Raw genomic sequence first — 25,941 nt, 5'->3', positions numbered from 1 at the left:
CGGGGAGATCATGGTGCGGTGGGGGTGGGCTGGAGTGGGGTGGCCGTGGGTGCGGCCAGACCGAAGAACATGGTGATGGCGTTGAGACCTTCGTTGGAGACCCAGAGGTTGCCTGAGCGATCGGGGAGAAGGGTGAAGGGGTCGGCGAGCGAAGCATCGAGGCCAAAGCCGCCGAAGCCATAGACGCCGGTGGAGGGAGAGAGTGCAGTTCCGGCAGGGAGGGTGCTGGAGGAGCCGGCGAGCTCGGTGATGGAGTTGCCGATGTTGTTGGAGAACCAGACATTCTGGGCGGCGTCGACGGCGACGGAGATGGGGTAGTTGATGCCACCGGTTTTGAGGCCGCTGATGGGAGCAGTGGAGTTACCGGAGTTGTCGGTGACGATCTCGGCGACAGCGCCGCCACCGTTGATGCCGGGCCCCAGGAAGTCGGCGACCCAGAGGTTTCCGGAGGCGTCGGTGGCCATGCCGTAGGACTCACCGCAGCAAGTGACGTTGGCGAGCGCGGCGCCGGGGGTTGTAGCGTTGGGGCCGGCGTAGTGGACGACGTTGGTTTCGCCGGAGAGCCAGAAGCCATGGGTGGAGTCGATGGCAATGGCCAGGGGGAAGGCTACGAGGTTCAGGGAGGAGCCGAGGCCGGCGGCGACGAGCCCACCGCTGCTATTCAAGACGGTGGCGGAGGAGGAGCCGCTGTTGGCGATGTACATGTTGCCGTTGGTGTCTGCCGCGATGGCGTAGGGGAACTGGATGGAGTTGTCGAAGTAGGCGCTGTAGGTGCCGATGGGGGAGGGATTATTGACTCCGACAAAATGGCCGATAGCGCCGTGATCACTCGAAGTGTCACCGGCATGGGTCACCCAGATGTTGTTGGAGGGGTCGACGGCTAGACCGTAGACCTCGGAGATGCCGCCGTTGGTGAAGCCGGTGGAAATGAGTGGGGTTCCCTGAGGGTTGAAGGCAGAGAGTGGGCCATTCAGATTCGCGACCCAGATGTTGTTCTGGCTGTCGATGCCGAGCGCGGTGGGCATGTTGAGGCCGCCGCCAGTGACCGTGAGCGACATCGTCCAGTCGTTCGGGCTGGTGGCCAGGGTGGTGGGGAAGGGTGGGGTGGTGGGGATGGTCGCGAAGATCGCGGCTACATTCTGGCCGGGGTGGTGCGCGATGTTGAGCGCTGCGGTGAAGGTGTCGGTGGGGGCGGTGCCAGAGGGCGGCGTGGCTGCGGTGAAGAGGGCTGAGCAGGCTGTGCCGGTGCCGGTGGTGCAGCTGTTGAGCGCGTCGGCGAGGGCGGCTAGCTTGGCGGCTTCTACCGTGAGGCCGGTGGGAAGGGTTGCCGGGGCGCCGGTGGAGGGGTTGGCTAAGAGGGCCGCGTCGAGGAAGGCGTTAGTGATGCCGAGGGTGTTGGTTGAGCTTGCGCCGATGGTGGTGGCGTTGCTGGCGAAGGGAGCGAGCGACCAGGCCACGGCGGCTGTGGTGACCTCGTTAAGGGTGTCGAAGGAGGTGGCGGTTAGGTTGATGCACGGGCCTACTGCCGTGACCATGCTGAGGGCAGGGTTGCTGGTGCTCGAGGTCGTTGAGGTGGTACCTCCGGTGGCGACGAGATAGAGCTGGGCGGTGGCGGGAATGGTTGTGCCTGTGCTGCTCTGACCGCAGGTGTAGCTGCCGGTGAGCTGGAACATGCCCAGGGTGTTGGTTAGGACGGCCTGCGTGAGCATCGGGATGGCTGCGGACATGTTGCCGGTGGCACCTGCGGCGTAGAGCTGGATCGTGGCTCCGTTGACTGGAGCGGTGCCGCTCAGGACCTGGCCCTGGAAGGCTACTGCCGTGACCGTGAGTGTTAGCGTCGCGGTGGCCTTGTTGTTGTCTGAGTCGGTGACTTGCGCCGTGAATGGGACGGCGGTCTCGCCTGCGGTGGGCGTGCCGGTGATGACGCCCGCTGGAGACAGTGTGAGGCCAACGGCGCTCAGGCCAGTGCCCGAGATTACGCTCCAGGTGTAGCCGGTGTTGCTGCCGCCGGTGGCGGTCAGGGTCGCGTTATAGGCCGTGCCTTCGACGCCAGGAGGGAGGGTGGCGGTGGTTACCGTGAGGCTTGGCGTAATGGTGACGGTCAGGTTCGCGGTCGCGGTGTTGGTGGCCGAGTCGGTGACCTGAACGGTAAAGGTGGCGGTTCCGGTGACTGGCGTGGCTCCAGAGATGACGCCGCCGCTGGAGAGGCTCAGGCCCACGGCCGAGAGGCTGGTGGCTCCCGAGGTGACGGCCCAGGTGTAGCCGGTGCCGCTACCGCCGGTGGCCGTTAGCGTAGACGTGTAGGGATTTCCAGCAACGCCGCTGGAGAGGCTCAGCGAGGTAATCGTCAGCGTGGGATAGGCGATGGTCAGGGTGAGGACTTGTTTGGCTGTATTCCCTGCACTGTCGGTGACCATGACCGCAACGACGCCGGCAGTCTGGCCGGTGGTGGGCGTGCCGGTGATGGCACCGCTGGGTGACAGCGTGAGACCGACCGCGCTCAGGCCTGTGCCGGCGGTGACGGCGAAGGTATAACCGCTGCCGCTTCCTCCAGTGACCGCGAGGTTCGCGGTGTAGGGTGTGCCTGCGGTTCCGTTGGGCAGGGAGGTGGTGGTGATGCTGAGCGGCGAGTAGAGGGTGGTGATGGTGTAGGCCGCCGAGGTGGTGAGGGCGGGGCTGCCGGAGTCGGTGAGGGTGACCGTGAAGCTGGCGGTGCCGGCTGAGCTGGAGCTGCCGCTGATGGCGCCGGTAGTGCTTGAGATCGCGAGGCCGGTGGGGAGAGCGCCCTGGGAGATCGACCAGGTGTAGGGCGTGATGCCGCCGGTTGCGGCCAGGCTGGCGGTGTAGGCCGCGCCGAAGGTGGCTCCGGGCAAGGCGCCGGCTGGCGTGGTGATGGCGGGGTTGATCGGGACGCTGAGCTTGACGGTCTGAGTGATGGTGGACTGGGCCGTCGAGGCCGCCGTGAGGGTTACAGTGAAGGCGGTTGTGACCGTGGCCGGCGCAGTGAAGGTGACGCCCGTCGTGGTGGAGTTCGAGAGTGTGCCGCAAGCACTTACTGAGCAGCCGGTAAGGCTCCAGGAGACGCCCGCTGCGGCTGGACCTCCGGTGACTGTGGCCGTGAAGCTGGCCGAATTGCCGGGATCGATGGTATCGCTGGCCGGCCCCGTGATGGTGATCGTGGATACTGCGGGGGTGCTATTTCCGCCGCAGCCAGTGAGCGCAGGGATCGCGAGGGCGAGCGCGGTGGAAAAGGACAGAGCCTTGCTTAAGACACGGCGGAGTGTGCTGGGTTGCTTCCCGGGGAGCGTACGCAAGGTTGGCCTCGACTGAGTGATGAATCTGGAGGCCAGTTTACGCTATGTGCGGATTTGTGGAGCGTGAATCGAAGATGAAACGCCGGTGCCCGTTTTTAGTTTTTAGTTCTTAGTTCTCAGTTCTCAGTTCTCAGTTCTCAGTTCTCAGTTCTCAGTTCTCAGTGAGGAGTACTTTGCCTTTCCTGAGAACTGACAACTAAGAACGCAACTCCGGCGCAGCCAGAGTTAGGGCAGTTGGCCTAGCGTTCCGTTGTTGGCCGATGTGGAGAGCGGCGTAACGACGGGGGCCGCGGCTCCGATGATCTCGACGACCTTGCTGCCGCCGTAGTTGGTGACCCAGATGTTGCCGGAGGGATCGATGGCGAGGTTGAGTGGATCGTTGAGGATGCCGCCGTAGGTGTAGTTGGTGGAGGGGGAGACGGCAACGCCTGCCCTGGTGAGTTCGATGATGGTGTTGGCGCCGGGAGCTGCGGCGCTTCCGCCGAGGCTTCCGTTGAAACGGTTGGTGACCCAGATGTTTCCGTTGCCATCCACTGCGGCGCCGAAGGCCTGGTAGAAGTTGGCGCCGGTGAAGATTTTGGTGCCGGTGCTGGTGCCGGTGCCGGAGAAGTAAGTGGTGGCTGCGCCTGTGGTCGAGACCTTATACAGGCCGGGTTCTGGCGTTGGGCTGCCAATCGGAGAGTAGATGGTCTGGAGGGGGATCCAGGCGTTGTCGGCCGAGTCGATGGCGGGAAACTCGGGCTGCGGCTGGAAGGTGGCGCCGGTAACGGTAGGGGTAGTGATGGGGAAGTTTCTAACGACCGCGAAGCCGTTTCCAAGGCCCAGGAAGCCGCCGGTGCTGGGGTTGACGCGCGTTATCTGCTGGTCGGATTCGCTGGTCAGGTAAAGGTCTCCGGTGCTGTCGATAGCGCCGTGCGCGATGAAGTTGCCGGCGACGTTGAAGGGACCCGCGGGGCCGGCGCCGTTGAGAAGACCGTTGCCCGTGTCTCCATTGGGGGTAAACCAGTAGCCGTCCTGCGCAGTTGCTCCGGCGAAGAAGTAGGCATCGATGCTGGTGGCGTTGTTGGCGGACTGGTTGGTGATGACGGTGTAGGCAGACTGGAGGCCATTGCCGAAGGTGTTGGTCTTGGCACCTGCGTTGTTGAATTTCTCAATGCCGGTACTGGCGGCCGCGCTGCCGGTCCAGGCGTTGTTGGAGGGATCGACCGAGACATAGCCGTAGATGTAGCCATCACTGTTGGAGTTGACGACGGTGCCGAGGGCAGACCAGAGGGTGATGCTGGTGTCGGTCTGCGCGGTGGTCCAGATCTGACCGTTGCCGTCGACGGCGACGCTTTCGGCGCTGCCAACGTGGGTGTTGAGGGAGTTGTCGTAGGTAATGGCGACTCCGAAGTCATTGGGTGCGGCCGAGAGATCCGGCTGGAAGGGCGTGGCGGATGCTCCTTGGAGGGCGTAGAGCGTGTCGGTGAAGGTGCCATGCTGCGAGCCGGTACCGGCCGGGAATGCGGCGATGTTGAAGGCCGCCGAGGAGATGTCGGTGGGCTTGGTGCCGGTGGTGTCGCCGGTGTTGGTGGCGGTAGCGAAGAGGGTGGTGCACTCGTCGGACTTGGTGGTGGCGGTGTTGGCGGAGTCGACGCAGGCGGCGAGGATGTTGCCAAGGGTGTTGAGGGTGGTTTGCGGAACGATCCCGTTGGCGCCGCCGACATAGTTGGTGGTGGCGAGGGCGATGCCGGCGCCGGCGACGTTATTGAGGTTGACGTTGAAAAGCTGGCCGGCGTTGGCGGCGGCACGCTCGATGCCGGCGAGGTTGGTGGCGGGAGCTCCGATGGCGTGGAAGCCGCTGCCGAAGGCGTTGAGGGCGTAGGCTGCGGCGGTGGTGGAGACTTCGTCGATGTCGACGAAGGTGAGAGCACCGTTGACGGCCGTGGAGAAGTTGCCGGATGTGGGGCAGTCGCCGAGCACGGCGATGTTTACGATAGCGGGATTGGGCAGGCCGCCGGTAAGTGCGACCCCGGTAGCGGAGCCGGTTACGTGGGTTGTGCTGACGATGCTGAAGGATGTGGCTGTGTTCGCCGACACCGTTTGCGTCGTTCCATTCAGGAAGGTATACGCAGCCGCCGTGAAGGCTCCGGTGGCAAAGCTGACCGTGCTGCCCACGGCGGGCGGAGTCGTGGTCGAGAACGTGATGCGAAATACGCCGCCAGTGGTGGCGCCGGCCGCGCTGGTGATGTTGACCAGGGACGCAGTGGGGCTGGGAGTGCCGCCGACGGCCGCGACGTAGACAGGATGGCCCGCAGTGCAGGTGTAGTCGCCGGTGATGAGGAAGGCGCCGCTGGGGGCGGTGGTGAGAACGTACTTGCCGAGGGTGGGATCGGTTCCCTGCTGGCCGCTGGCCATCTCATTGGTGGGAGCAGAGGCATAGCCGGTCTGGCCAGCCTGGAAGACGTAGACCTCGGCGCCAATGATGGGCGCGTGGCCTCCCATGACCGTGCCCTGTAAGGCGCCGGGATGGGCTTGAGGCCCTGATCCTGTCGTGGAAACGTCTGGGAGAGCGTTAAACCCTGAGCATCCTGTCAGGGTGATGAAGGCAAAAAAGCAGGAAGCGGACAGCAAGGAGAATGGCTGTAGGCGTTTGATGGGGGCCCCCCGGGGAACTCTGGTATATGTCGGGTAGTTCGGAATCAACCCCAGTCTACAGTAAGTATCGTAATAAGACTAACTTGCTGATTCAATAGGTCTAATGGGCCTCTAATTCGATTTTTCCGGTGATTTTTGGGGGGCGCTTCAGTAACAGGACAAGCGGAAGGAGGAATACAAGTAGGTACGCGAACATGCGGTACTGGTCCATGTAGGCGAGCAGGGCGGCCTGGCGCTGGACCTGTCCGTACAACATGGCGAGGCCGGCGTAGGCGTTGTTGGAGGCGGAACCGCTGGAGGCGATAGTGCCGTGGGCGGCGGCGAAGGCCTGGGCGGCTCGCTGGGCCATGGGGTTGGACGCGGACATGTGCGCGCCTATGTAGGCCTGGTGGGTCTGGGCGGTGCGCTCGAGGAAGGTACTCGAGACAGCGATGCCGATGCTGCCGCCTTCGTTGCGGACGAGCGCGTAGATGCCGGCGGCGTTGCTGCTTTGGTCGGTGGGGAGGAATCGGAACATGATGGTGCTGAGCGGAACGGTGGTCATGCCAATGCCGAGGACCTGGACGACGCGCGGCCAGATGAGGCTGGACTCGCCCATATCGAGATTGCCGAGGGAGAGCCACCAGGTGCCGAACGCGATGGTCGCGAGGCCTACGGCGATCATGCGGCGGGCGTCGAAGCCGCGGCTGAGAGCCCAGCCGATGAGCGGGACTTCGATGATGGTGAACAGGCCGGCGGGTGAGATGGCAAGGCCGGCTGCTGTCGCCGAGTAGCCCATGAGCAATTGCATGAATTGCGGGAGGAGGAAGGTGGACGCGTAGAGCGCGGTGTAGACGCCGAGCACGATGATGCAGCAGAAGGCGAAGTTGCGCTCCTTGAGTAGGCGAAGGTTGACGACGGGGTTCTTGACGTGGAGCTCCCAGATGACGGCGCCGGCTAGTGCGAGAACCGCTATGGCGGCTGTCCAGGCGATAAAGGTCGAGCCGAGCCAGTCGAGCTCCTGGCCCTTGTCGAGTACGATTTCGAGCGCGGCGAGGCCGATGGCGATGAGCGAGAGGCCAGTGCCGTCGATGTGGAGCTTCATGCCGGTGCGGAGGCGTTCGGCTTTTTCAGCAAGGCGCTTGCGCGTGAGGTGCTCGGGGTCGGTGAGGACCATGCGGGTCAGGAACGCGCAGGCGAAGCCGACCGGGATGTTGATGTAGAAGATCCAGCGCCAGGAGTAGTTGTCGGTGATCCAGCCACCGAGCGTGGGGCCGAGTACGGGCGCGCACATGATGGCGACGGTGTAGACAGCCATGGCCATGCCACGCTTGTTGCCGGGAAAGAGGTCGGCGAGGATGGCCTGGACGGAGGGCTGGAGGCCGCCGCCGGCGAGGCCTTGAAGTACTCGGAAGACGACGAGCAGGCCGAGGGTGGGGGCGATCCCGCAGAGCGCGGAGAAGACTGTGAACATCGCGACGGAGATGAGGTAGAAGTTCTTGCGGCCGATGACGGAAGAGATCCAGCCGCTGATGGGAAGGATGATGGCGTTGGCGACGAGGTAGGAGGTGAGCACCCAGGTGCTCTCGTCTTGCGAGGCAGACAGGCTGCCGGCGATGTGCGGGAGAGCCACGTTGGCGATGGAGGTGTCGAGTACCTCCATGAAGGTGCCCATGGTGACGACGAGGGTGATGATCCAGGGGTTGAAGGCGCGGCGTGCGGGGGCGGCGAGAGTCGTGGGAGGCGTGAGGGGCTCGCCGGGTTCGAACTCGGGAGCGCTGGGGGCGAGCGAGGATTCGGCGCGGGCAACGCCCTGTTCAAGGGCCTGCTCGAGATCCTGTTCGGGGGCCTCTGGGGCGGGCTCGATCGCTGCGTCGAGCTCTTCCGGTTCTAGGACTGACCCGCCAGTCATGAAAATGACTCCTTGGTCATTAGAGACGGACGGAGCGATCCGGGATTCAGACGGAGGGCGAAAAACGTGCTACTTTGACTTCGTGAGCTCAACCGCGCAGGCCCGCAATCCGACACGCAAGCAGGTGCTCACCGACATGCGGCGTGAGGAGATTCTTACCGCCGCGATCAAGGTGTTTGGAAAGAAAGGGTTTGCAGCCACGTGCGTCGGGGACGTGGCAGACGCGGCGAAGATGGCCAAGGGGACCGTGTATCTCTACTTCGAGTCGAAGGAAGAGATTTACGCGACCGCGATTCGGCTGGCGATTGAACGCCTGCAAGCATTAGCGGGGGAACGAACGCGGGCGGCGACAGGGGTTCGCGAGCGGCTGGCGGTGGCGATCTCCGTGCGAATGGAGTTCTGGCACGAACAGCTCAGTTTGTATCGGCTGCTGCTGACGGTGGGGCGCGAGCCGCAGCATAAGCGCCAGACGCATGAGCTGTTGCGGGCGGGACATGCGTACTTTGTTGGGATTTTGAATGAGGGCGTGGAGGCTGGGGAGATTGCGGGGACGGTGGATCTGGAGACGGTGGCGTGGGCGATCCTGGATATGGTGCGCGGCGCCAATGAGCGGCGCATGGATAGCCTGACGGATCGCACGCCGCAGGAAGATGCCGCGGCGATTACGGCGTTCGCGCTGTCGCAGTTGGGGCTGGCGTAGAGCGGTGGAAACCCATGTCTCAGAATCGAGACATGGGGCACCCGGCTTCGTTGTTGCGCCGCGCTAGTTCTGCATCAGTTTGCTGGCCAGGTAGGTATAGGTGAGGGCCCAGGTGTGGGCTTGCTCGGTTAGGTTGGCGCCGGCTGCGTGGCCGCCTTCGATGATCTCGTCGTAGAGGAAGGGCTCGTGGTACTCCTCCATCTTGGCGGCGAATTTGCGGGCGTGCTGCGGGCCGACGCGGTCGTCCTTGGTGGTGGTGAAGATGAAGGGCTCGGGATACTTTACGCCGGGCTTGAGCTGGTTATAGGGCGAGATGCTCGCGAGGAAGGCACGCTCGTCGGGATTGGCTACGGTGCCGTACTCGCCGATCCAGCTGGCGCCGGCGTCGATCTGCTCGTAGCGCAGCATGTCGAGCAGCGGCACCTGGATGACGATGGCGTTCCAGAGGTCGGGGTGCTGGGTCATCTCGACGCCCATGAGCAGGCCGCCGTTGGAGCCGCCCATGATGCCGAGATGTTGCGGCGAGGTGACGCGGCGCGCGATGAGGTCTTGCGCGACGGCAGCGAAGTCGTCGTAGATGCGCTGGCGATGGGTCTTGAGGCCAGCCTCATGCCAGGCGGGACCGAACTCGCCACCTCCGCGAATGTTGGCGAGGACGTAGACGCCGCCGTGCTCGATCCATAGCTTGCCGATGTTGGCGGAGTAGCTGGGCGTCTCGGAGATCTGGAAGCCGCCGTAGGCGTTGAGCAGCGTGGCGTTCGAGCCGTCGAGCCTCATGTCCTTGCGATGGACGATGAAGTAGGGGACGCGGGTGCCGTCCTTGGAGGTCGCTTCGAACTGCTCGGCGACATCGTTGCTAGCGTCGAAGCGGGCTGGCTCGGTCTTCTCGAGGGTGAGTTCGCCGGTGGAGGCGTCGCCGAGGAAGAGCGAGGACGGGGTGAGGAAGCTGGTGATGCCTAGGAAGAAGTTGTCGCTGGCGTCACTGGTGGAGACTACGCCGACGCTGACGTTGGCTGGGACGGGGAGCTCCTTGTGCGTCCAGCCCGTGAGCGTGGGGGTGTAGATGTACGCGCGGCCCTGCACATGTTTGAGCGTGGTGACGAGCAGGCGGGACTTGGTGGTGGTGGCGCCTTCGAGGAATTCATCGGCGCTGGGCGCGAAGACGATGGAGGGTTTGAGGTGCGCGGGATCCTTGAGCAGGTCGGCGACCTTGACCTCGAGCAGCGAGCCTTGTTTGAAGGTCTGGAGCTGGCCGGAGGGGGTCCAGTCTACGTCGATGCTGAGCAGGACGCGGCCGTCGATGAGGCCGGCGACGTTGGCCTTCGTGGGGATCGCGAGCTGCTTGGTTCCCTCGGGCGTGAGCACCCAGGTCTCGCTCTCGAAGATGGTGACACTGCGTGAGAAGAGGGTGAGGGTGTGCTGCTTGTTGTCGTGGATTGTGTAGCCAGAGGCGCCGAGGTCGGTTGGCTTGCCGCGGAAGACTTCCTGCGCGCTGTCGAGAGGCGTGCCGCGCTTCCAGAGCTTGACGACGAAGGGATAACCGGATGCGGTCATGGTGCCCGCGCCCCAGTCACGCGCGACGATCAGGGTGTCCTTGTCGAGCCAGGCCACGCTCTGCTTGCTGTGCGGGAGGGCGAAGCCGCCGGTGACGAACTGGCCGGTCTTGAGGTCGAACTCGCGCTGGGTGTCGGCGTCTTCGCCGCCGGCGGAGAGCGTAACGAGGCAGAGGTGGTCGCCGGGGTAGAGGCAGTTGAGTCCGTGCGAGACCCACTTGACGTTGTCCTGCTTGCCGAGCGCGTCATAGTCGATGACGGTCTTCCAGGTGGGGTTGGCAGTGAGGTAGTCCGACAGCGAGGTCTTGCGATAGATGCCGTTCACGTGGTCGGCGTCGCGCCAGAAGTTGTAGATCTCGGAGCCGCGCTGGTCGGGCTCGGGGAGGCGGTCGGGGGCGACGGCGATCTTGAGCGCATCGGCGTAGTAGCCGGCGTAGCGGGGATTGGCTTCGAGGATCTTGAGGGAGCGCGCGTCTTCGGCCTTCACCCAGTCCATGGCGCGGGAGCTGTTGGTGTCTTCGAGCCAGAGATATTTGTCGGCGGGAGGGGGCGTTGTGACGGTGGGGGTTCCAGACTCGGTGGAGGCTACGGCGTCCTGAGCGAGGATGCGGGGCGTCGCGGACAGAAGCGCGAGACAAAGAGTAGCGGCCATCAGGGCCGGGGACTGTGAGACTTGCTTAACCATCTTCACCCTCCAGGGGGGACGTCGTCCGCAGACAGACGTATGCAGTTACTGTATCGCGCGAAGGTGGTGGCCGGGCAACGATTCGGTGAAAACGGGGACCTGGCGTCAGGGGCGAACGCCGGGTTCGAGGGCGGAGAGTGGGGTGACGGTGGGGGTCGCGACGCCGATGAGCTCGGTGACGGAATTGGCGCCCTGGTTGGGCACCCAGACATCGCCGGAGGCGTCGATGGCGATCCAGGAGGGCGTGTTGAGATTGCCACTCTGGTAGCCCGTGCTGGTCGTGATGGCCACGCCGGAGTGGGCGAACACGGAGAGCGCGTACGAGTTGCCGTTGTTGGTGAGCCAGACGTTGTTGCCTCCGTCGACGGCGATCCAGGTGGGGGACGAGAGGCCCCCCTGCAAAGCGTTGTTGATGACGCCGTAGGAGTTCTGATTGCCGGTGGGCGAGTACATGAAGAGGTTGGTTTGCGCGCCTGCCGCAGCCCATCCGTTGCCGAAGCTGTCGATAGCTACGTTGGTCGGCGCGGAGGGTTGGCTACCCGTGGAGAACATCTGGGTGCCAAAGGGGTTGGAGACACGGCAGATGTCGTTGCTGGAGTTGATGGAGGCCCAGAGAGTGTCACTGGGGTCGATTGCAATCTGCGTGACGCGGGTGAGACAGCCGCTGCTGATCGAGGCGTTCAAGGATCCGGAGCTGTTGAACTTCTGGATGATGCTGGCGCTGAAGCCGCCGTCGGTGACGTAGACATAGCCGCTGCTGTCGACGGCCACGGCGGTGGGGGCGTTCATCTGCGCGGACGTCCGGGGCGAGCCACTGACGGCAGCCAGGCCGCTGGTGTACTCGTAGAGTGCGTTTGAGCCGTTGGCAGCAACGAAGACGTTGCCGTTGGGGGCGACGGCGATGGAGTCAAAGCCGCTGCCGCCGCTGGCGCTGGTGGCGAGTACGGCGCCAGCGGGAGAGAGCTTGGTCACGTAGCCCAGGCTGGAGTTGGTGGGAACGAAGGCGTTGCCGCTGGAGTCGATCGCAATGCTTCCGGGCGCGGTGATGTTGTTGTAGGTGATCGCGACGGTGAAGTCATTGGGCGCGGAGGAAAGCTGCGGAGCGAAGGGCACAACGCCGGAGGCCAGCGCCCACAATGCGATGACATTGGGGGTACCGGGATTGTGGGCCATGTTAATGGCCGCCGTGGCGGTGTCGATGGGTTTTACCCCGCTGGTGGTGCCGGTGCTGGTCGCATCGGCGAAGAGCGTGGTGCAGGTTGTGGAGGCAGAGCTGGCTGTGTTGGCCGAATCGACGCAGGCGGCAAGGATGTTGCCGAGGGTGTCGAGCTCCGCCTGGGGGACGGTGCCGTTGCCGGCGACGGTGGCCTGGTTAGCGATGAGGCCTTCGCCTGCGGCGCTGTTGCCTGGGAGTTCCAACGCGCCGCCCTGGACGTTATAAAGATTCGCCGCATTGATGGCGGCGTTCTGCAGGCCGATTTCGTTGGAGGTGGACGTGCCCATATGCACGCTGTCGGTGGCGAAGCCTGCGATGGCATAGGCCATGGCCGCGGTCGAGACCTCGTTCATGTAGACATAGCTGATTAGTTTGGTGAAGTTGCCGACGCCGGGGCAGATGCCCAGCATGGCCAAGTTGACGATGGCGGGGTTGTTGGCGCCGACTCCTGCTATGGAGCCGGTCTGTGTGTTCGCGCCCAAACCGGGAGCAACGGTCGTCGAGATTTGGAAGCTGGTGGTGCTCGGGGTGGCCAGCACTGTCTGGGTGGTGCCGTTCAGGGTGGCCCATTTCCCTGCCAGGCTGGAGCTCGAGAACTGAACGCTCTGGCCGGGGTAAAGCTGGTTGGCGGCGGTGAAGGTGTAGAGGTAAGTGAAGTTGCTGGGGGTCATGAAAGCGGAGACGCCTGTGATGTTGATGACCGTGCTGGCGTTGGGGGCGCCTCCCGAGGCGTACAGATAAACCGGGAAGCCGGCGTCGCAGCTGTAATCGCCGGTGACGTTGAAGGCGCCGTTGGAGTCGGACGTGACGTAGTAGAGGCCGTTGGTAACGCTGCCGGAGGTGAGGTCCTGCGTGGCGGGATAGCCGCTGATGGAGGTGGACGAGAGCAGCGACTTGGCCTTGACGGCATAGCCGGTCCAGGTGGCTTCGAGGAGAAACACATGCGAGCCGACGATGGGCGCATGACCACCGAAGACGCTGCCCTGGAGCGAGCCCACGGAGCCCTCGGTAGGCGTGGCGGGAAAGGCAGCCTGGTCCATGCCAGAGCAGCCGCAAAGTGTGAGCGAAACCAGGGTCAAAGCAAGAGAGGTGCACCGGATGAAGATCCGGACTTTACTGTTCATGAAGGACTCCCGCGCGCAAGTCGTGCTCATCCGCGAGGCGCATCGCGGAAGACAGGGGCGCGGGGCACGGAGAGCAACTTGTCGCTGGGGGAGATATCGGCAGGAAACGGCGGAACGTTAGGCCGAGGGGAATGACCGGTTGGCGGGAAACAGCGGATTAAATGGCCAGGCCGGACTGGATCGTCCGGCCTGGTGAGAGACGTGCGGAGGGTTACTGACCAGCTTCGTTCGCGCGAATGAACTCGGCGGTGCGCTGGTGGAGTGCGGCGCGCGCCTCGGGATTCACATAGACCATGTGGCCAGTCTGGAAGAACTTATAGTCGATGTTCTTCTGCAGGGATGCAGGCATGGGCAGGTGCTTCATCTCGTAGGTAGCGCCGAAGTAGAGAGTGCCAAGATCGAAGTAGCCGCCCATGAGCAGGATGTGCATGTGGGGATTGACCTTCATGGTGTAGGCAATCTCGCTCTCACGTTGGAACTGGTGCCGGCCCAGCCGCCGCCCTGGCCTTTGACGGTCATGTCCCAGTTCCAGCCACCCATGCGGGCGCTGGGCTCGTAGGTCAACTCCTTGCCGAAGTTCAGGGTATTGTGCGCGTAGGTGTTCATGGCGGCTACGATGGCGGACTCGATGGACTCGCTGAAGGGATCGTAGTCGGATTCGGAGTTCATGGGATTCATGCTGGGACCACGCCAGCGGGAGTCGAGACGGCCGGTGGTTTCGTCACTGGTGCCGAGCAGGTCCTGGGCAAACTGACCGCCGGTGAGACGCAAGTTGGCCTTGATCCACGTGGCCGCAGGAATGCCGGTGTAGCTTTCGAGCTTGGCGGCGACGGCGGCTTTCCGTGTGGCGTCGAGATCGGTGCCCTGCAGGAGCGCGGTGGCGTAGTCGCCGAGCGAGTACTGCTCGACCTCATGCAGCCAGGGAAGAAGTTCAGCGGGCTGGTTGGGCACCTTGTGGTGGTACCAGGCTGTGGCGGCGAAGCTGGGCAGGGCTAGGAAAGCGCCGTTGTCCGTGCCCGGATTGCCGTCGGAGCCGTCGGCGGAGTTGTCGAAGCTGAGAATCTGCGAGAGGAAGACGACGCCGTTCAGGTCGACGCCGTGACGCTGCAGCGCGGCCGCGAGCACTGCATCGCGCGTAGTGCCGTAGCTCTCGCCGAAGAGGAAGCGGGGCGAGTTCCAGCGATCGTACTTGGTGAGGAAGCGGCGGATGAAGCGCTGGAAGGCGGCGGCGTCGGGATCGATGCCATAGAAGGCCTTGTTGGCGTCCTTACCCATGACGCGGCTGTAGCCGGTGCCGGGGGCGTCGACGAAGACGAGGTCGGCGGCATCGAGGAGTGAGTCTTCATTGGGGACGATCTTGTAGGGTCCGCCAGCGGGATGGCCGAGATCCGGAAGCACGACGCGCACCGGGCCGAAGCTACACATGCGGAGATACATGGTCGCGGAGCCGGGGCCACCGTTGTAGATGAAGACGATGGGGCGGGTGGCGACGTTCTCGCCCTTGGCAAAGTAGGCGGTGTAGAACATGGTGGCCGTGGCGGGTTCTTCGCCGGGCTTGGGCGGCACCATGCCGGAGTCAGGGAGCAGGGTGCCGTCGAGCGCGATGGTGGCATCCTGCTGATCCGTGCCGCCGACGCGGATGAGGCCGGCGACCGCCTTGTAGGCGATGGGCTTGCCGGCGACGGTGACGGTGCCGTCGGTGACGGAGTCGGGCGTGAGAGGGTGCGGCTTGGCGGACTCAGCGGAGACGGTGGAGGTGGTGGTCGTGGTCTTCTCGGCTTGCGGGTCCTGCGCGAAGGCAGAACCGGCCACCAGCGTCATGGCTGCGGCTGCGACAAAAAAGCGCGTACGTCTTGGGTAGATCGTCATGCAAACTCCAGGGGTAAAGGTTTATGGGAGACCGCGGTCAGGAGGAAAGTATACCCGCTGGACGAGGGTCGAATAGACGGGCGGGCGCGTACGCATTGCCGGAGCTGCGTCTCAAGGCCTGGTTATACGTTCGGGATGTACGTGACTTGCGGGTGTGTACCATCCATTTGGGATGTACAGCTTTGACAGGCTATTTCTCCATATCGGGATAGGGACCGACGCCTCCGTTGGCGATCCATTCGTCGATATGGGCGGTGAGGACAGGGAGGGGGACGGAGCCGAGCTCGAGCATCGCATCGTGGAAGGCGCGGAGGTTGAACTTCGGGCCGAGTGCAGTCTCGGCCTTGTGGCGTGCGGTCTGGATGGCCATTTGGCCGAGGTAATAGCTGAGCGCCTGTCCGGGCCAGGAGATGTAGCGGTCGACCTCGGTCTCGATCTCGTGGTCGGAGAGCGCGGTGTTGTCGCGGAGGTATTGCTGGGCCTGTTCGCGGGTCCAGCCCTGAGAGTGGATGCCAGTGTCGACGACGAGGCGGGCGGCGCGCCAGGCCTGGTAGCTGAGCATGCCGAAGGTCTCGTAGGGCGTGTGGTAGATGCCCATCTCGGTGCCGAGGCGCTCGCAGTAGAGCGCCCAGCCTTCGCCGTAGGCAGAGATGTACGCGTCGCGGAACTTCGGTAGATGGCGATCTTTGACGACTTCGGTCTGGATGGGCATCTGGAAGGCGTGGCCGGGTGCGGACTCATGTAGCGTGAGCGCTGGCAGCGAGTAGAGCGGGCGTGAGGGGAGATCGTACGTGTTGACGAGATAGACGCCGGATCCGCCGCGGCCCGAGGTGTAGAAGGGCGCGATGTCTAGCGGGACAGGCTTGATGCCGAAGCGGCGGCGCGGCAGATAGCCGAAGTATTGCGCGGAGACTCCGTCGAAGTCTTTGCTGATCGAGGCTGCGCGCATGAGTAGGTCTTCTGGGGATTTCGCGTAGAACTGCGGGTCGGTGCGGAGGAAGCGGAGGAAGGCCGGCAGATCACCCTTGAATCCGGCTTGTTGCATGGTTGCCAGCATCTCGGCGTGGATCTTCGCCATTTCGGCTAGGCCTAGCTGGTGGATCTGGTCGGGCGTTAGGGTGAGGGTGGTGAACTCGAGGATCTTGGACTGGTAGTAGGCCTTGCCGTCGGGGAGGTCCTCGGCGGCGAGCGAGGTTTGCGCGTGCGGGATGTAGACGTCGCGGAAGAAGATGAGGAGCTCGCGATAGACGGGGATGACATCGGCCTGGATCGCGGCGGCGGCCTGGGCGCGGAGTTTGGTTTGATCGTCCGCCGAGATGGTGGCGGGCATCTTCTCGAAGGGCCTGTAGTAGACAGTGGCCTGTGGCGTTTTGGCGTTGGCTATGGGCACTAAAGATTGGTCGCGGCCGGTGAGCGTGACCTGAGGCGGCGTGAAGTTGCGTGCGAGGCCGGCACGCATGTTGGCGATGTTTTCGCGAAAGTAGCGCGGGATGTCGTGGAGTTGCGAGATGTAGTTTTCGTAGTCTTCGAGGGTGTGCGGGGTTTCGCGGCCGATGTCTTCTTCGTCGGACCAGAAGGTGGAGTCGGAGTTAACAGGTCGCTCGTACTCGCGGAAGGTTTGCTGGTTGATGAGGGAGACGATCTGCGCGCGGAAGACCTGGTAGTTGACGCGCTCGTCGGGCGAGAGTTGGGCGGCGTGGAGAGCGTCAACCTGGTGGAGGACGGTCTGCCAGTGCTGGAGGTCGGCCTGCTGCTTGGCGGCGTTAACGAAGGGGAGCTCGGCGGGAATGCGGTGGGGGTTGTCTGGGTCTTCGGCGCCGCGCTGGGATTTGCGCCAGACGTCTTCGGCGTTGTAGATCGCGCGCAGGCGGAGGTCTTCGCTGGAGGATTTCGCGGCTGGTTTTGTCGGCTGCTGCGCGCCGCACACACTGGGGGCCACGAGCAGCATGGCTGCCAGCGCGAATCTTGCATTGATCATCCAGCCATTTTTACCTAGATGGGCGGTATACGCCAAAGGGATAGGGCGGGTCGGTTATTCTCATCCCTGCATGCGCATCTGAATATGCGAAGGAGTTTTTATGCGTGTTGGCCTGATGACCCGTGAGTATCCGCCGTATGTTTATGGGGGCGCGGGAGTGCACGTTGAGTACTTGTCGCGCGAGATGGCGAAGAGCATTGAGGTGGATGTCTATGCGTGGGGTGAAACGCCGGATGCTGACAGCTTGAAAGACTCGCAGTTGCCGCACAATCCGAATCTGCATGTGCACTTCGAGCAGCCGTGGGCGCTGATCTCGCATGGCACGCAGGCGAAGTTCAAGGGTGCGCTGGAGGCGCTGTCGCTCAATCTTTTACAGAATCTTCATTTGGAGGAGATCGACGTCATTCATACCCACACTTGGTATGTGGCGATGGCGGGATTTTGGGCGAAGAAGCTGTATGGGATTCCGTTTGTATTGACCACGCATTCGCTGGAGCCGCTAAGGGCGTGGAAGGCCGAGCAGTTGGGGACCGGGTATGTGCTGAGCTCGTGGATGGAGCGCACGGCGATTATGGATGCGGATGCGATTGTTGCGGTGTCGAACGGCACGAAGGCGGACATTGTGAAGGCGTATCCGGATGTGGATGCGAGCCGCATTCATGTGATCTATAACGGCATCGATTTGGGGCAGTATCAGTACACGCCGGAGATGACAGCGCTGGAGAAGTATGGCGTCGATCCGAAGAAACCGTATGTATTGTTTGTGGGGAGGATCACGCGGCAAAAGGGCGTGACGCATTTAGTGGAGGCGATTCAGTATCTGCCGCCGGGTACGCAGGTGGTGTTGTGTGCGGGGGCGCCGGATACTCCTGAGATTGCTGCGGAGATGCGGGCGAAGGTGGAGGCGGTGCGGCGCTATACGCCGGGTAGCCAGGAGGCCGCGGTCGAGAATTTTACGACCGACGGCGGACACTCGATTGCTACGGGTGATCCGACGGGGACCGGGCACAATCTTGTTTGGATTGAGCAGATGGTGACGCGGGAGGAGGCTATCCAGCTGTATTCGCACTGCGCGGTGTTCTGCTGCCCGTCGGTGTATGAGCCGTTCGGGATTATTAACCTGGAGGCGATGGCGTGCAGAGCGCCGGTGGTGGCTAGCGCGACGGGTGGGATTCTGGAAGTAGTCGTCGACGAGGAGACGGGGTACCTGGTGCCGTTTGAGGCTGATCCGGTGACGACGTTTCCTGTTGACGCGCCGAAGTTTGCGAAGGATTTGGCGGCACGTCTTACCGAACTGCTCAAGGATCCGGCGAAGGCGAAGCGCATGGGCGAGGCTGGGCGCAGGCGTGTGGAGGAGCACTTCTCGTGGACGGCGATTGCGGCGCAGACGATCAAGCTGTATGAGGGGTTGATCGCCGGACGCGCAAAAGCCTAGGTGTGGGGATGGGGGACGGTGGATAGATCCAGCGAGAGGACGTAGATGGCGATGGCGGCGAAGATGAGGACGACGCCGACCCAGAACTTCCAGTCCTTGTGGGCGCGCTTCCAGTAAGGGACTTGCTGTTCGTGGGGCTCGACCGGTCCGGTCTCGGCGTGGTGGTGGTCGGGGTGCTTTCCTTCGGGCATGGTTTGGTTATCCTTGGCTTACAGCGTGCTTTTGCAGGTTGCGCGCGCGAGTGGAAGCGGTTCAGAGTCTGCGGCCCGATGATCGGCATCTAACGAGTGTATGGATGCTGCGGGTTCTATAATAGTTGTGATGTGATTTTCCGGTGCAGCCTTGCACCCGCGATTGATTTCGCATAGGAGCCGAAATGGCGAATCTTCTTGATCAGCTTAAGTCTATGACCACCGTCGTCTCCGACACCGGCGACATCAACGCCATCAAGCAGTACAAGCCGACGGATGCGACGACCAACCCCTCGCTGATCGCTGCCGCCGCGGGCATGCCGGAGTATCAGTCCATCGTCGACGATGTGCTGCAGGGCGCTCGCGAGAAGGCTGGCGAGAACGCCTCCGACAAGGATGTCGCCGCAGCTGCGTTCAAGACGCTGGCTGTCGCGTTTGGCCGCAAGATCCTGGAGATCGTTCCGGGACGCGTCTCCACCGAAGTGGACGCGCGCCTGAGCTACGACACCGAGAAATCCATCGAAACCGCGCGCGACATCATTGCGCAATATAAGGAAGCCGGCATCGGACCCGAACGTGTGCTCATCAAGCTCGCCTCCACCTGGGAGGGCATCCGCGCCGCCGAGGTCCTCGAAAAAGAGGGCATCCACTGCAACATGACGCTGCTGTTCGGTCTGCACCAGGCCGTCGCCAGCGCCGAGGCGAAGGTCACGCTGATTTCGCCGTTCGTCGGCCGTATCCTCGACTGGTACAAGAAGGACACTGGCAAGGACTACGCACCCGCGGAAGACCCGGGCGTGAAGTCGGTCACCGAGATCTATCACTACTACAAGAAGTTCGGCTACAAGACCGTTGTGATGGGCGCAAGCTTCCGCAGCACAGGGGAGATCATCGAACTGGCCGGCTGCGATCTGCTGACCATCGCGCCGAAGCTACTCCAGGAGCTGCAGACGACGGAGGGTACGCTGGAGCGCAAGCTTGATCCGGCGACGGCCGCGAAGGATCCCATCGAGAAGATCGTCGTCGACAAGGCGACCTTCGACAAGATGCATGCCGAGAATCGCATGGCGCACGACAAGCTGAAGGAAGGTATCGAGGGCTTCTCGAAGGCGCTGGAAGATTTGGAGAAGCTGCTGGAGAAGCGGCTCAGCGAGCTGCCGAAGCCGCAGGCTGTCAGCAAGTAAGTTGTAGGTAGGAATTGAAAAGGCCGCCTCTCGCGAGGCGGCCTTTTTGCGTGGGTGAGAGGTTAGCTGCGCTTGAGGCCTAACAGGCTGAGGAAGAAGCTGGCGAAGCATATCTCGGTGCCGAGCATGAGGCAGAGCATGGCGGGGAGAGTGCGGCGCATCATCTGCACCGGCGGCAGTGGACCGTAACCTGCGTGCGACCACGAGACAACCGAGGACAGGGCGATGCCGATGCCGGCCAGCACCAAGAGCACGCCGACGATGAGGCCGGTTTCGAGCGTGATGTAGCGGAACCAGCTTTGGAAGCTTTCGTCTTCGGGGAGCAGGCCTTCGGAGATCGCGAAGACCTTTGCGGCGACTCCGAAGAAGACGAGTTGGAAGCCGAGGAGAACCGCTGCGGCCATGTAAGCGAGCGTGTCGACGCCGAGGTTGACGTGGCCGAGCGGGCGTTCCGCCGGCAGCAGCCACGCCATTACCGCGAGGCCGACGATCATCAGCGCGAGGCCGGGGTATAGGAATAGCCAGCGCGGCGAATACATCAGCAAGAAGCGGAGGTGGCGCCAACCGTCGCGCCAGGTTTTGAGGTGCGGTGGACGGCTGCGGCCGTCCTTCTTGAGGGTGGTGGGGACCTCGGTCATCTTCTGGCCGAGCAGCGAAGATTTGACGACCATCTCGCTGGCGAACTCCATGCCGGTGGTGCGGAGAGCTAGGCGCTCGTACGCGTCTTTGCTGAACGCGCGGATGCCGCAGTGGAAGTCGCCGATGGGCGCGTTGAAGAGCGTGCGGCCGAGGAAGCTGAGCACCGGGTTGCCGAGATAGCGATGCAGGACCGGCATGGCTTTGGGGCCGATGCCTCCGCGAAAGCGATTGCCCATCACTAGATCAGCCCCGTTGCGGAGTTCGGCCAGGAAGCGCGGGATGTGGGCGAACTCGTAGCTGTCGTCCGCGTCGGCCATGAGGACGTACTTGCCGCGCGCGGCGCGAATGCCGGCGTTGAGTGCAGCGCCGTAACCGCGCAGGGGAACGGGCACAACGCGGGCGCCGTGGTCGATCGCGATTTGTTGAGAGCCGTCGGTTGAGCCGTTGTCGGCGACGATGACTTCGCCCGCGATGTGGTTTTCGGCGAGCGCTGCGAGAGCTTTGTCGACGCAGACTGCGAGCGTCTCGGCCTCGTTAAGGCAGGGCATGACGACGCTCAGCTCGATGGGCGCGGCTTCGTTCGAGGGTAAAGCTTGCGGCACGATTTGGTCTCCGGTGAGGCTCATGGTTTGGCAGCTCCGCTCATGTCCCACGGCAGCGTAGCCGGCGCGGCGGGTGCGGGTGCGGGAGTGTTCAGCGGGAGTGCGTAGAGGTCGGATTCGCCGAGGCGAATCCAGCCAGCGGAGGCTGGGGTGCGGCCGGTCATCTCGCCGGGATCGAAGGCGGCGACGACGACCTTAGCGCCCTGCGCTTTGAGGACGTCCTCAACCTGCTGGCGGTTGGGGAGGCCTTCGTACTCTTCGAGTAGATGCTTGGCGTCGGGGTTGTAGACCTCGGTGAGGACGCGGACGTTGGCGAGGCGCATCCAGTACGGGTCGTTGAGGCAGGCGATGGTGCCCATGCAGGCGATCTGGTCGCCGGAGCCGATACCGAGTGCGTTGAGGCCCTTGGCCGCTTCTACGATGTTGGGCTGATACCAGGCGGCGGGCAGGCCGGCTGCTGACTCGTTGCGGCGATTTTCGAGGGCGACGCGGAGGGTTTCGCCAAGTGCCAGGAAGGCGAGCACGGCGATCATCGCAGTAGCCGTGCGGCGAGGCCAGGGGTTGTCGTCTGTGGGCTCACTGAGTTCAGGAACGTGTACGAGCGCCGCGAAGACGGGAAGCACGATGAGGAGGTACGCGAGTGTCACGTAGCGCTCTTCAATATTGACCAGCCCGTAGATGCCCCACATGGCGAGGCCGAGAAAAATCGATGGCAGCCAGAAGGTGCTGTGTCGCCAGTGGTGCAGGCTGGTGCGCGCGTGGGTGAATCCGAAGCGCGCGCCGCAGATGAGGAGGAGGATCAGGAGAATCCATGCCTCGGGATGATTGAGCAGGTAGCGGAAGCTCAGGACGACGTTGCGCACGTCGCGATGGATGAGGCGGCTGGCGCTGAAGACGGGTACGATGCGCTCGTGGAAGTACGTGGGATCGAACCAGGCGGGATAGGTGCCGTAGGGCTCGGCGCGATAGCTGTAGATGCCGGGCTGCGCGAGCAGCTGCTGCTCGGGGTGGATGAGGTTTACTTTGGCCGAGCCGAAGTCGGCGCTCATCGATGGCTCGATGTGCATCTTGACGGTGCCGCTGACATACCACGCGTAGTTCAGGGCGCCGGAGTCGCCAAAGTCGAAGCGATGTTTCTGCTTCGAGAGTGCGCCGATGTACGGACCGGCGATGGCAGCGAAGACTATAAACGCCAGCGCGCCGGCGGCGATCACACGTATCGGTTTGCGCTTCTGCACCCATGCCTGAAAGAGCATCATCAGCGCGATGGTTATGAGCGCTATCAGGAACGCGAACGACTTGGTGAGGTAGGCGAGGCCGAAGAAGAAGCCCATGGCCGGCGCATAGATCAGGCTCTCGCTGGCGAAGGATTGCAGCAGCATGGCAAAGGCCGCGAGCATGAGCGCCTGGAGCAGAGCGTCGGGTCGGATGGTCGCCATGGAGAGCTCGCGGCCGGTTGCGATGACCAGCAGCGCGACGCCGAGCAGCTGCAGCGCTTCCATGCCCAACAGCGGAGTGCGGCCGGCATTCTGATCGGCGTTGGGCGTCATGTGACGGCGCAGTCTTACCAGCGCGGAGATAAACGCGAGCAGTGCTACGACCGATGCTAAAAAGATGAGGAAGTTGAGGACGTAGTAGGCGCGCAGCTCGTTGCTGCGCGTGGTGTGGAAGACGCTTTGCGCGATAGCCAGCAGCGCGGGGTAGAGCGGATGCCAGTATCCGTTGATGACGCCGGCCCAGTGGTGCGCGCGGATCAGGTCGGCCACATCCATATAGGCCATGCCGTCGCCGTCCAGCGCGTAGGGGCTGAACTTCATGGCCAGCCAGGCGATGGGCGGGAGCAGCACAAGATAGGCCAGCAGGGCGCGGCGCAGGGTTTGCGATCTCACAGGGTGCCTTTGTGTGTCGGTTGGGTCATGGGCCTCGGCGGCATGGAGTTGGACTCTTTCAGCATATCCGACGCCCACGTACGGGAACAGAGTTGTGCGGGTCGTGGAGCGCTACAGGATCGCGCCGCGGCCTAGAGGATGTAGCGGCTGAGGTCTTGATTCTTGACGATGCTTGCTACCTGCTTTTCGACATAGGCGCGGTCAACGATCAGGACGCGCTCGTGCTGAGGCTCGCCGCTGGGGGTTGGGACGAGGCGGTCGATCAGCGCGGGAACTTTGTCCGAGATCGCGCCGGAACCGGCCTTCACGATGTCGGGGGCTTCGAAGCTGATTTCGTCGAGGACCTTTTCCATGATGGTGTGGAGGCGACGGGCGCCGATGTTTTCGGTCGTCTCATTGACCTGGAAGGCGAAGCGCGCCATCTCCTCCAACGCCTCAGTGGCGAACTCGAGCTTGAGGCCTTCGGTCTCGAGCAGCGCGATGGCCTGCTTGACTAGCGAGGCGCGCGGCTCGGTGAGGATGCGCAGGAAGTCATCGACCGTGAGTGGCAACAGCTCGACGCGGATAGGGAAGCGCCCCTGCAGTTCGGGAATGAGGTCGCTGGGCTTGGAGACGTGAAACGCGCCCGCAGCGATGAAGAGGATGTGGTCGGTGGTGACCATGCCGTACTTGGTGCTGACGGTGGTGCCTTCGACGATGGGGAGGATGTCACGCTGCACGCCCTCGCGGCTGATATCGGGGCCGTGGCCGCCCTCGCGACCGGCGATCTTGTCGATCTCATCGAGGAAGACGATGCCGGAATCTTCGACGCGCTCGACGGCGATGCGCACGACCTGGTCCATGTCGAGCAAGCGAGATTCTTCTTCCTGCGAGAGGTACTCGAAGGCGTCGGCGACCTTCATGGGGCGCTTGCGGGTGCGCTGCCCGAACATGCCGGCGATCATCTCCTTGATGCCGCTCTGCTCCATGTCCTCGGGCGAGTTGCTGAGGACTTCAACTTGGGGCACCGCCCGCTCGCGGGTCTCGAGCTCGACCATGCGATCGTCCAGCTTGCCTTCGCGGAATTGTTGCAGCAGGCGCTCGCGTTCGCGCATGCCGTCGGCGTCGCTCTTGGCAACGATGGTGAGGGTGGGGGCCGCTTCGTCCCTGGGAGCGTCGGGTGGATCGTCGGTGGGCTCGGGCGGCTGACTGCTGGCGACCGGAGCCGGTTCGGAGCTTGCGGTGCCCTGGGCGATCAACAACTCGATGAGGCGCTCTTCGGCGAGCAGCTCGGCGCGATCTTCCACGTCGTCGAGCTTCTCTTCGCGCACCATGTCGATGGCGATTTCCATGAGGTCGCGCACGATGGATTCGACGTCGCGGCCGACGTAGCCGACCTCGGTAAACTTCGAGGCTTCCACCTTGAGGAAGGGGGAGTTGGTGAGCTTGGCGAGCCTTCTTGCAATTTCAGTCTTACCGACGCCGGTGGAGCCGATCATGAGGATGTTCTTCGGCATGATCTCTTCTGCGAGATCCGGCGGAAGCTTCTGGCGGCGGGTGCGATTGCGAAGGGCGATAGCGACGGCGCGCTTCGCGGCGGCCTGGCCTACGACGTACTTGTCGAGCTCGGCGACGATCTCGCGGGGCGTCATTTCGTCGAGCCCGAGGGCCTGATCTTCTGCTGTGCCGGGAAGGAAGATTGCCATCTACTCTGCCGCCTTGAGCTCTTCGATGGTCACGCTCTGGTTGGAGTAGATGCAGATCTCGGCGGCGATTTTCATGCTGCGTTCAACGATTTCGCGGGCGGTCATGGGGGTGTTTTCCATGAGTGCCGTGGCAGCGGCGAGGGCAAAACTCCCGCCGGAGCCGATGGTGGCGATGAGGCCACCCTCTTCGGTGTTGCCGACCGCGTCTGGCTCGATCACGTCGCCATCGCCGGAGAGCAGGAACATCTGTTTCGCGTCCGCGACGATGAGCAAGGCCTGGAGCTGGCGGAGGAGCTTGTCGGTGCGCCAGTCCTTGGCGAGCTCGACGGCGGAGCGGCCGAGGTTGCCGCCGTATTGCTCCAGCTTGGACTCGAAGCGGGTGAAGAGCGAAAAGGCGTCGGCGGTAGAGCCCGCAAAGCCGGCGAGGATCTTGTCGTTATAGAGCCGCCGGATTTTCTTGGCGGAGTGCTTCATGACGGTTGAGCCGAGGGTGACCTGCCCGTCGGCGGCCATCACCATGCTGTTGCCGCGGCGTACGCAGATGACGGTAGTCGAGCGCACGCGGCGGGCTACACCGTTTTCATCGGGGCCTAGGTCCAGCGGATGGCAGGCCGGGCTTTCCCCGAGGTTTGTCCCGGCTCTCAGGACCGGTTCCGTTTTCGAACTTTTCTTTCGCATGGGCACACCGCAGTATATCGCCGCAGCCCTGCGAACCATGCAGGGAACCCTCTGTGCAGCTTCACACTGCGGACGCGCGCAGGCTACGCTATCCTTCTGTTACGCGTAGATTCAACTCCGAAACGCAACCCTGACGTTTGAAGCGACCTTGAAACCACTTCTCCAGCAACCGATCTTCCAGCATGCAGCGCACCTGATCCGTGAGCAGGATCCGCGGATTGTTGGCGGCATTGCTGGCGCGATTGTGCTCGCCGGGGGCGGAGTGTGGTGGTACATCCGATCGCATCGGCTGTCGGCCGAGGAGATTGAGCGCCGCCGCCGCGAAGAGCTTGCCCTTAGCGGCCGCATTACCGACGGTGTGATCCTCGACGCACGCACCCTGGGCAATGAGGACAGCGTTTCTCCGACGCCGGAGGTGCTGGTATACAGCTACAGCCTGGCCGGGTTGGTCTATAACTGCGCGCAGGATGTGTCGACGCTGCCGAACGAGGTGGTGGGATTCCGCATCGACCAGCCGGTGCAGGTGCGGTATGACCCGCGCAATCCGGGGAACAGCATTATTGTTTCTGAGAGTTGGACTGGATTGTGGCTGCGCCCTGACTCAAAGGACCGCGACTAACTACTTTACAGGCGGACTGGTTTACAGGCGGACGACGGTGCTGCTGGTTGGA

17 protein-coding genes are annotated in these 25,941 nt (G+C 63.3%); 4 read left to right on the top strand and 13 right to left on the bottom strand.

The genetic code is table 11. From position 1 onward, the window contains the following. Positions 1-8: 8 nt before the first annotated feature. The 3 genes from GSQ80_RS09240 to GSQ80_RS09230 all read right to left on the bottom strand — a co-directional run bounded on the left by GSQ80_RS09240 (position 9) and on the right by GSQ80_RS09230 (position 7,842). Positions 9-3,314 carry an NHL repeat-containing protein gene (locus tag GSQ80_RS09240; RefSeq protein WP_158787332.1) on the bottom strand — a complete coding sequence of 1,102 codons (3,306 nt, stop codon included), beginning with the start codon at positions 3,312-3,314 and terminating at the stop codon, positions 9-11. A 225-nt stretch (positions 3,315-3,539) separates the two neighbouring features. Further along, positions 3,540-5,798 carry a hypothetical protein gene (locus GSQ80_RS09235; RefSeq protein ID WP_158787331.1) on the bottom strand — a complete coding sequence of 753 codons (2,259 nt, stop codon included), beginning with the start codon at positions 5,796-5,798 and terminating at the stop codon, positions 3,540-3,542. A 253-nt stretch (positions 5,799-6,051) separates the two neighbouring features. Then, positions 6,052-7,842, bottom strand: a complete 1,791-nt coding sequence (locus GSQ80_RS09230) for a DHA2 family efflux MFS transporter permease subunit (protein ID WP_158787330.1) — start codon at positions 7,840-7,842, stop codon at positions 6,052-6,054. An 82-nt stretch (positions 7,843-7,924) separates the two neighbouring features. On the opposite strand from GSQ80_RS09230, the gene GSQ80_RS09225 reads away from it, so the two are divergent. Then, the gene (locus GSQ80_RS09225; protein WP_158787329.1) at positions 7,925-8,542 is read left to right on the top strand and encodes a TetR/AcrR family transcriptional regulator; all 618 of its coding nucleotides are present in this window, start codon (positions 7,925-7,927) and stop codon (positions 8,540-8,542) included. A gap of 63 nt (positions 8,543-8,605) precedes the next feature. Here GSQ80_RS09225 and GSQ80_RS09220 read toward each other — a convergent pair whose 3' ends face one another. The 5 genes from GSQ80_RS09220 to GSQ80_RS09205 form a co-directional block, all read right to left on the bottom strand. Further along, on the bottom strand, positions 8,606-10,780 hold the full coding sequence (locus GSQ80_RS09220) for a prolyl oligopeptidase family protein (RefSeq protein ID WP_158787328.1): 2,175 nt from the start codon (positions 10,778-10,780) through the stop codon (positions 8,606-8,608). 105 nt (positions 10,781-10,885) lie between these two features. Next, a complete protein-coding gene (locus GSQ80_RS09215; protein ID WP_158787327.1) occupies positions 10,886-13,120 on the bottom strand; it encodes an NHL repeat-containing protein in 2,235 nt (744 codons plus the stop codon). A 211-nt stretch (positions 13,121-13,331) separates the two neighbouring features. Then, positions 13,332-13,568 (bottom strand): hypothetical protein, encoded by a 237-nt coding sequence (locus tag GSQ80_RS23010; RefSeq protein ID WP_216850225.1) that lies wholly within the window; start codon positions 13,566-13,568, stop codon positions 13,332-13,334. Further along, positions 13,565-14,989, bottom strand: coding sequence for a S10 family peptidase (locus GSQ80_RS09210; RefSeq protein WP_216850223.1), 1,425 nt, complete (start codon positions 14,987-14,989; stop codon positions 13,565-13,567). Before GSQ80_RS09210 ends, GSQ80_RS23010 begins: the two co-directional genes overlap by 4 nt. A gap of 190 nt (positions 14,990-15,179) precedes the next feature. Then, positions 15,180-16,967 (bottom strand): DUF885 family protein, encoded by a 1,788-nt coding sequence (locus GSQ80_RS09205; protein ID WP_158787326.1) that lies wholly within the window; start codon positions 16,965-16,967, stop codon positions 15,180-15,182. Positions 16,968-17,067: 100 nt separating this feature from the next. On the opposite strand from GSQ80_RS09205, the gene glgA reads away from it, so the two are divergent. After that, entirely contained in the window at positions 17,068-18,402 is a 1,335-nt protein-coding gene (gene glgA, locus GSQ80_RS09200; RefSeq protein ID WP_158787325.1) for a glycogen synthase, read from the top strand. Here glgA and GSQ80_RS09195 read toward each other — a convergent pair. Continuing rightward, a complete protein-coding gene (locus tag GSQ80_RS09195; protein WP_158787324.1) occupies positions 18,399-18,593 on the bottom strand; it encodes a hypothetical protein in 195 nt (64 codons plus the stop codon). The genes glgA and GSQ80_RS09195 overlap by 4 nt on opposite strands. A 185-nt stretch (positions 18,594-18,778) precedes the next feature. Between GSQ80_RS09195 and GSQ80_RS09190 the strand changes: the two genes are divergently transcribed. After that, the gene (locus GSQ80_RS09190; protein ID WP_158787323.1) at positions 18,779-19,777 is read left to right on the top strand and encodes a transaldolase; all 999 of its coding nucleotides are present in this window, start codon (positions 18,779-18,781) and stop codon (positions 19,775-19,777) included. A gap of 62 nt (positions 19,778-19,839) precedes the next feature. Here the strand turns inward: GSQ80_RS09190 and GSQ80_RS09185 are convergent, their stop codons facing one another. From GSQ80_RS09185 to hslV, 4 genes are all read right to left on the bottom strand, one after another. Then, on the bottom strand, positions 19,840-21,042 hold the full coding sequence (locus tag GSQ80_RS09185) for a glycosyltransferase family 2 protein (protein ID WP_158787322.1): 1,203 nt from the start codon (positions 21,040-21,042) through the stop codon (positions 19,840-19,842). After that, entirely contained in the window at positions 21,039-22,907 is a 1,869-nt protein-coding gene (locus GSQ80_RS09180; protein WP_158787321.1) for a hypothetical protein, read from the bottom strand. The genes GSQ80_RS09185 and GSQ80_RS09180 overlap by 4 nt, the downstream gene beginning before the upstream one ends. Before the next feature lie 131 nt (positions 22,908-23,038). After that, the gene (gene hslU / locus GSQ80_RS09175) at positions 23,039-24,592 is read right to left on the bottom strand and encodes an ATP-dependent protease ATPase subunit HslU (RefSeq protein ID WP_158787320.1); all 1,554 of its coding nucleotides are present in this window, start codon (positions 24,590-24,592) and stop codon (positions 23,039-23,041) included. After that, positions 24,593-25,153 carry an ATP-dependent protease subunit HslV gene (hslV, locus tag GSQ80_RS09170; RefSeq protein WP_256369883.1) on the bottom strand — a complete coding sequence of 187 codons (561 nt, stop codon included), beginning with the start codon at positions 25,151-25,153 and terminating at the stop codon, positions 24,593-24,595. A gap of 265 nt (positions 25,154-25,418) precedes the next feature. Between hslV and GSQ80_RS09165 the strand changes: the two genes are divergently transcribed. Then, positions 25,419-25,889 carry a DUF3592 domain-containing protein gene (locus tag GSQ80_RS09165; protein WP_158787318.1) on the top strand — a complete coding sequence of 157 codons (471 nt, stop codon included), beginning with the start codon at positions 25,419-25,421 and terminating at the stop codon, positions 25,887-25,889. Positions 25,890-25,941: the final 52 nt, after the last annotated feature.

The organism is Granulicella sp. L46 (genome assembly GCF_009765785.1).
Classification (GTDB): Bacteria; Acidobacteriota; Terriglobia; order Terriglobales; family Acidobacteriaceae; genus Granulicella.
This window is presented reverse-complemented; position numbering and strand designations above follow the sequence as displayed.

Coding starts and splice junctions, on each gene's coding strand:
- GSQ80_RS23010 (WP_216850225.1), bottom strand. CDS start 13,568: ATGAAGGTCAATCCCCACATGCACATCCTGCTCATGGGCGGCTACTTC.
- GSQ80_RS09215 (WP_158787327.1), bottom strand. CDS start 13,120: ATGAACAGTAAAGTCCGGATCTTCATCCGGTGCACCTCTCTTGCTTTG.
- GSQ80_RS09220 (WP_158787328.1), bottom strand. CDS start 10,780: ATGGTTAAGCAAGTCTCACAGTCCCCGGCCCTGATGGCCGCTACTCTT.
- GSQ80_RS09185 (WP_158787322.1), bottom strand. CDS start 21,042: ATGAGCCTCACCGGAGACCAAATCGTGCCGCAAGCTTTACCCTCGAAC.
- glgA (WP_158787325.1), top strand. CDS start 17,068: ATGCGTGTTGGCCTGATGACCCGTGAGTATCCGCCGTATGTTTATGGG.
- hslU (WP_158787320.1), bottom strand. CDS start 24,592: ATGGCAATCTTCCTTCCCGGCACAGCAGAAGATCAGGCCCTCGGGCTC.
- GSQ80_RS09205 (WP_158787326.1), bottom strand. CDS start 16,967: ATGATCAATGCAAGATTCGCGCTGGCAGCCATGCTGCTCGTGGCCCCC.
- GSQ80_RS09195 (WP_158787324.1), bottom strand. CDS start 18,593: ATGCCCGAAGGAAAGCACCCCGACCACCACCACGCCGAGACCGGACCG.
- GSQ80_RS09230 (WP_158787330.1), bottom strand. CDS start 7,842: ATGACTGGCGGGTCAGTCCTAGAACCGGAAGAGCTCGACGCAGCGATC.
- GSQ80_RS09235 (WP_158787331.1), bottom strand. CDS start 5,798: ATGGGAGGCCACGCGCCCATCATTGGCGCCGAGGTCTACGTCTTCCAG.
- GSQ80_RS09190 (WP_158787323.1), top strand. CDS start 18,779: ATGGCGAATCTTCTTGATCAGCTTAAGTCTATGACCACCGTCGTCTCC.
- GSQ80_RS09210 (WP_216850223.1), bottom strand. CDS start 14,989: ATGACGATCTACCCAAGACGTACGCGCTTTTTTGTCGCAGCCGCAGCC.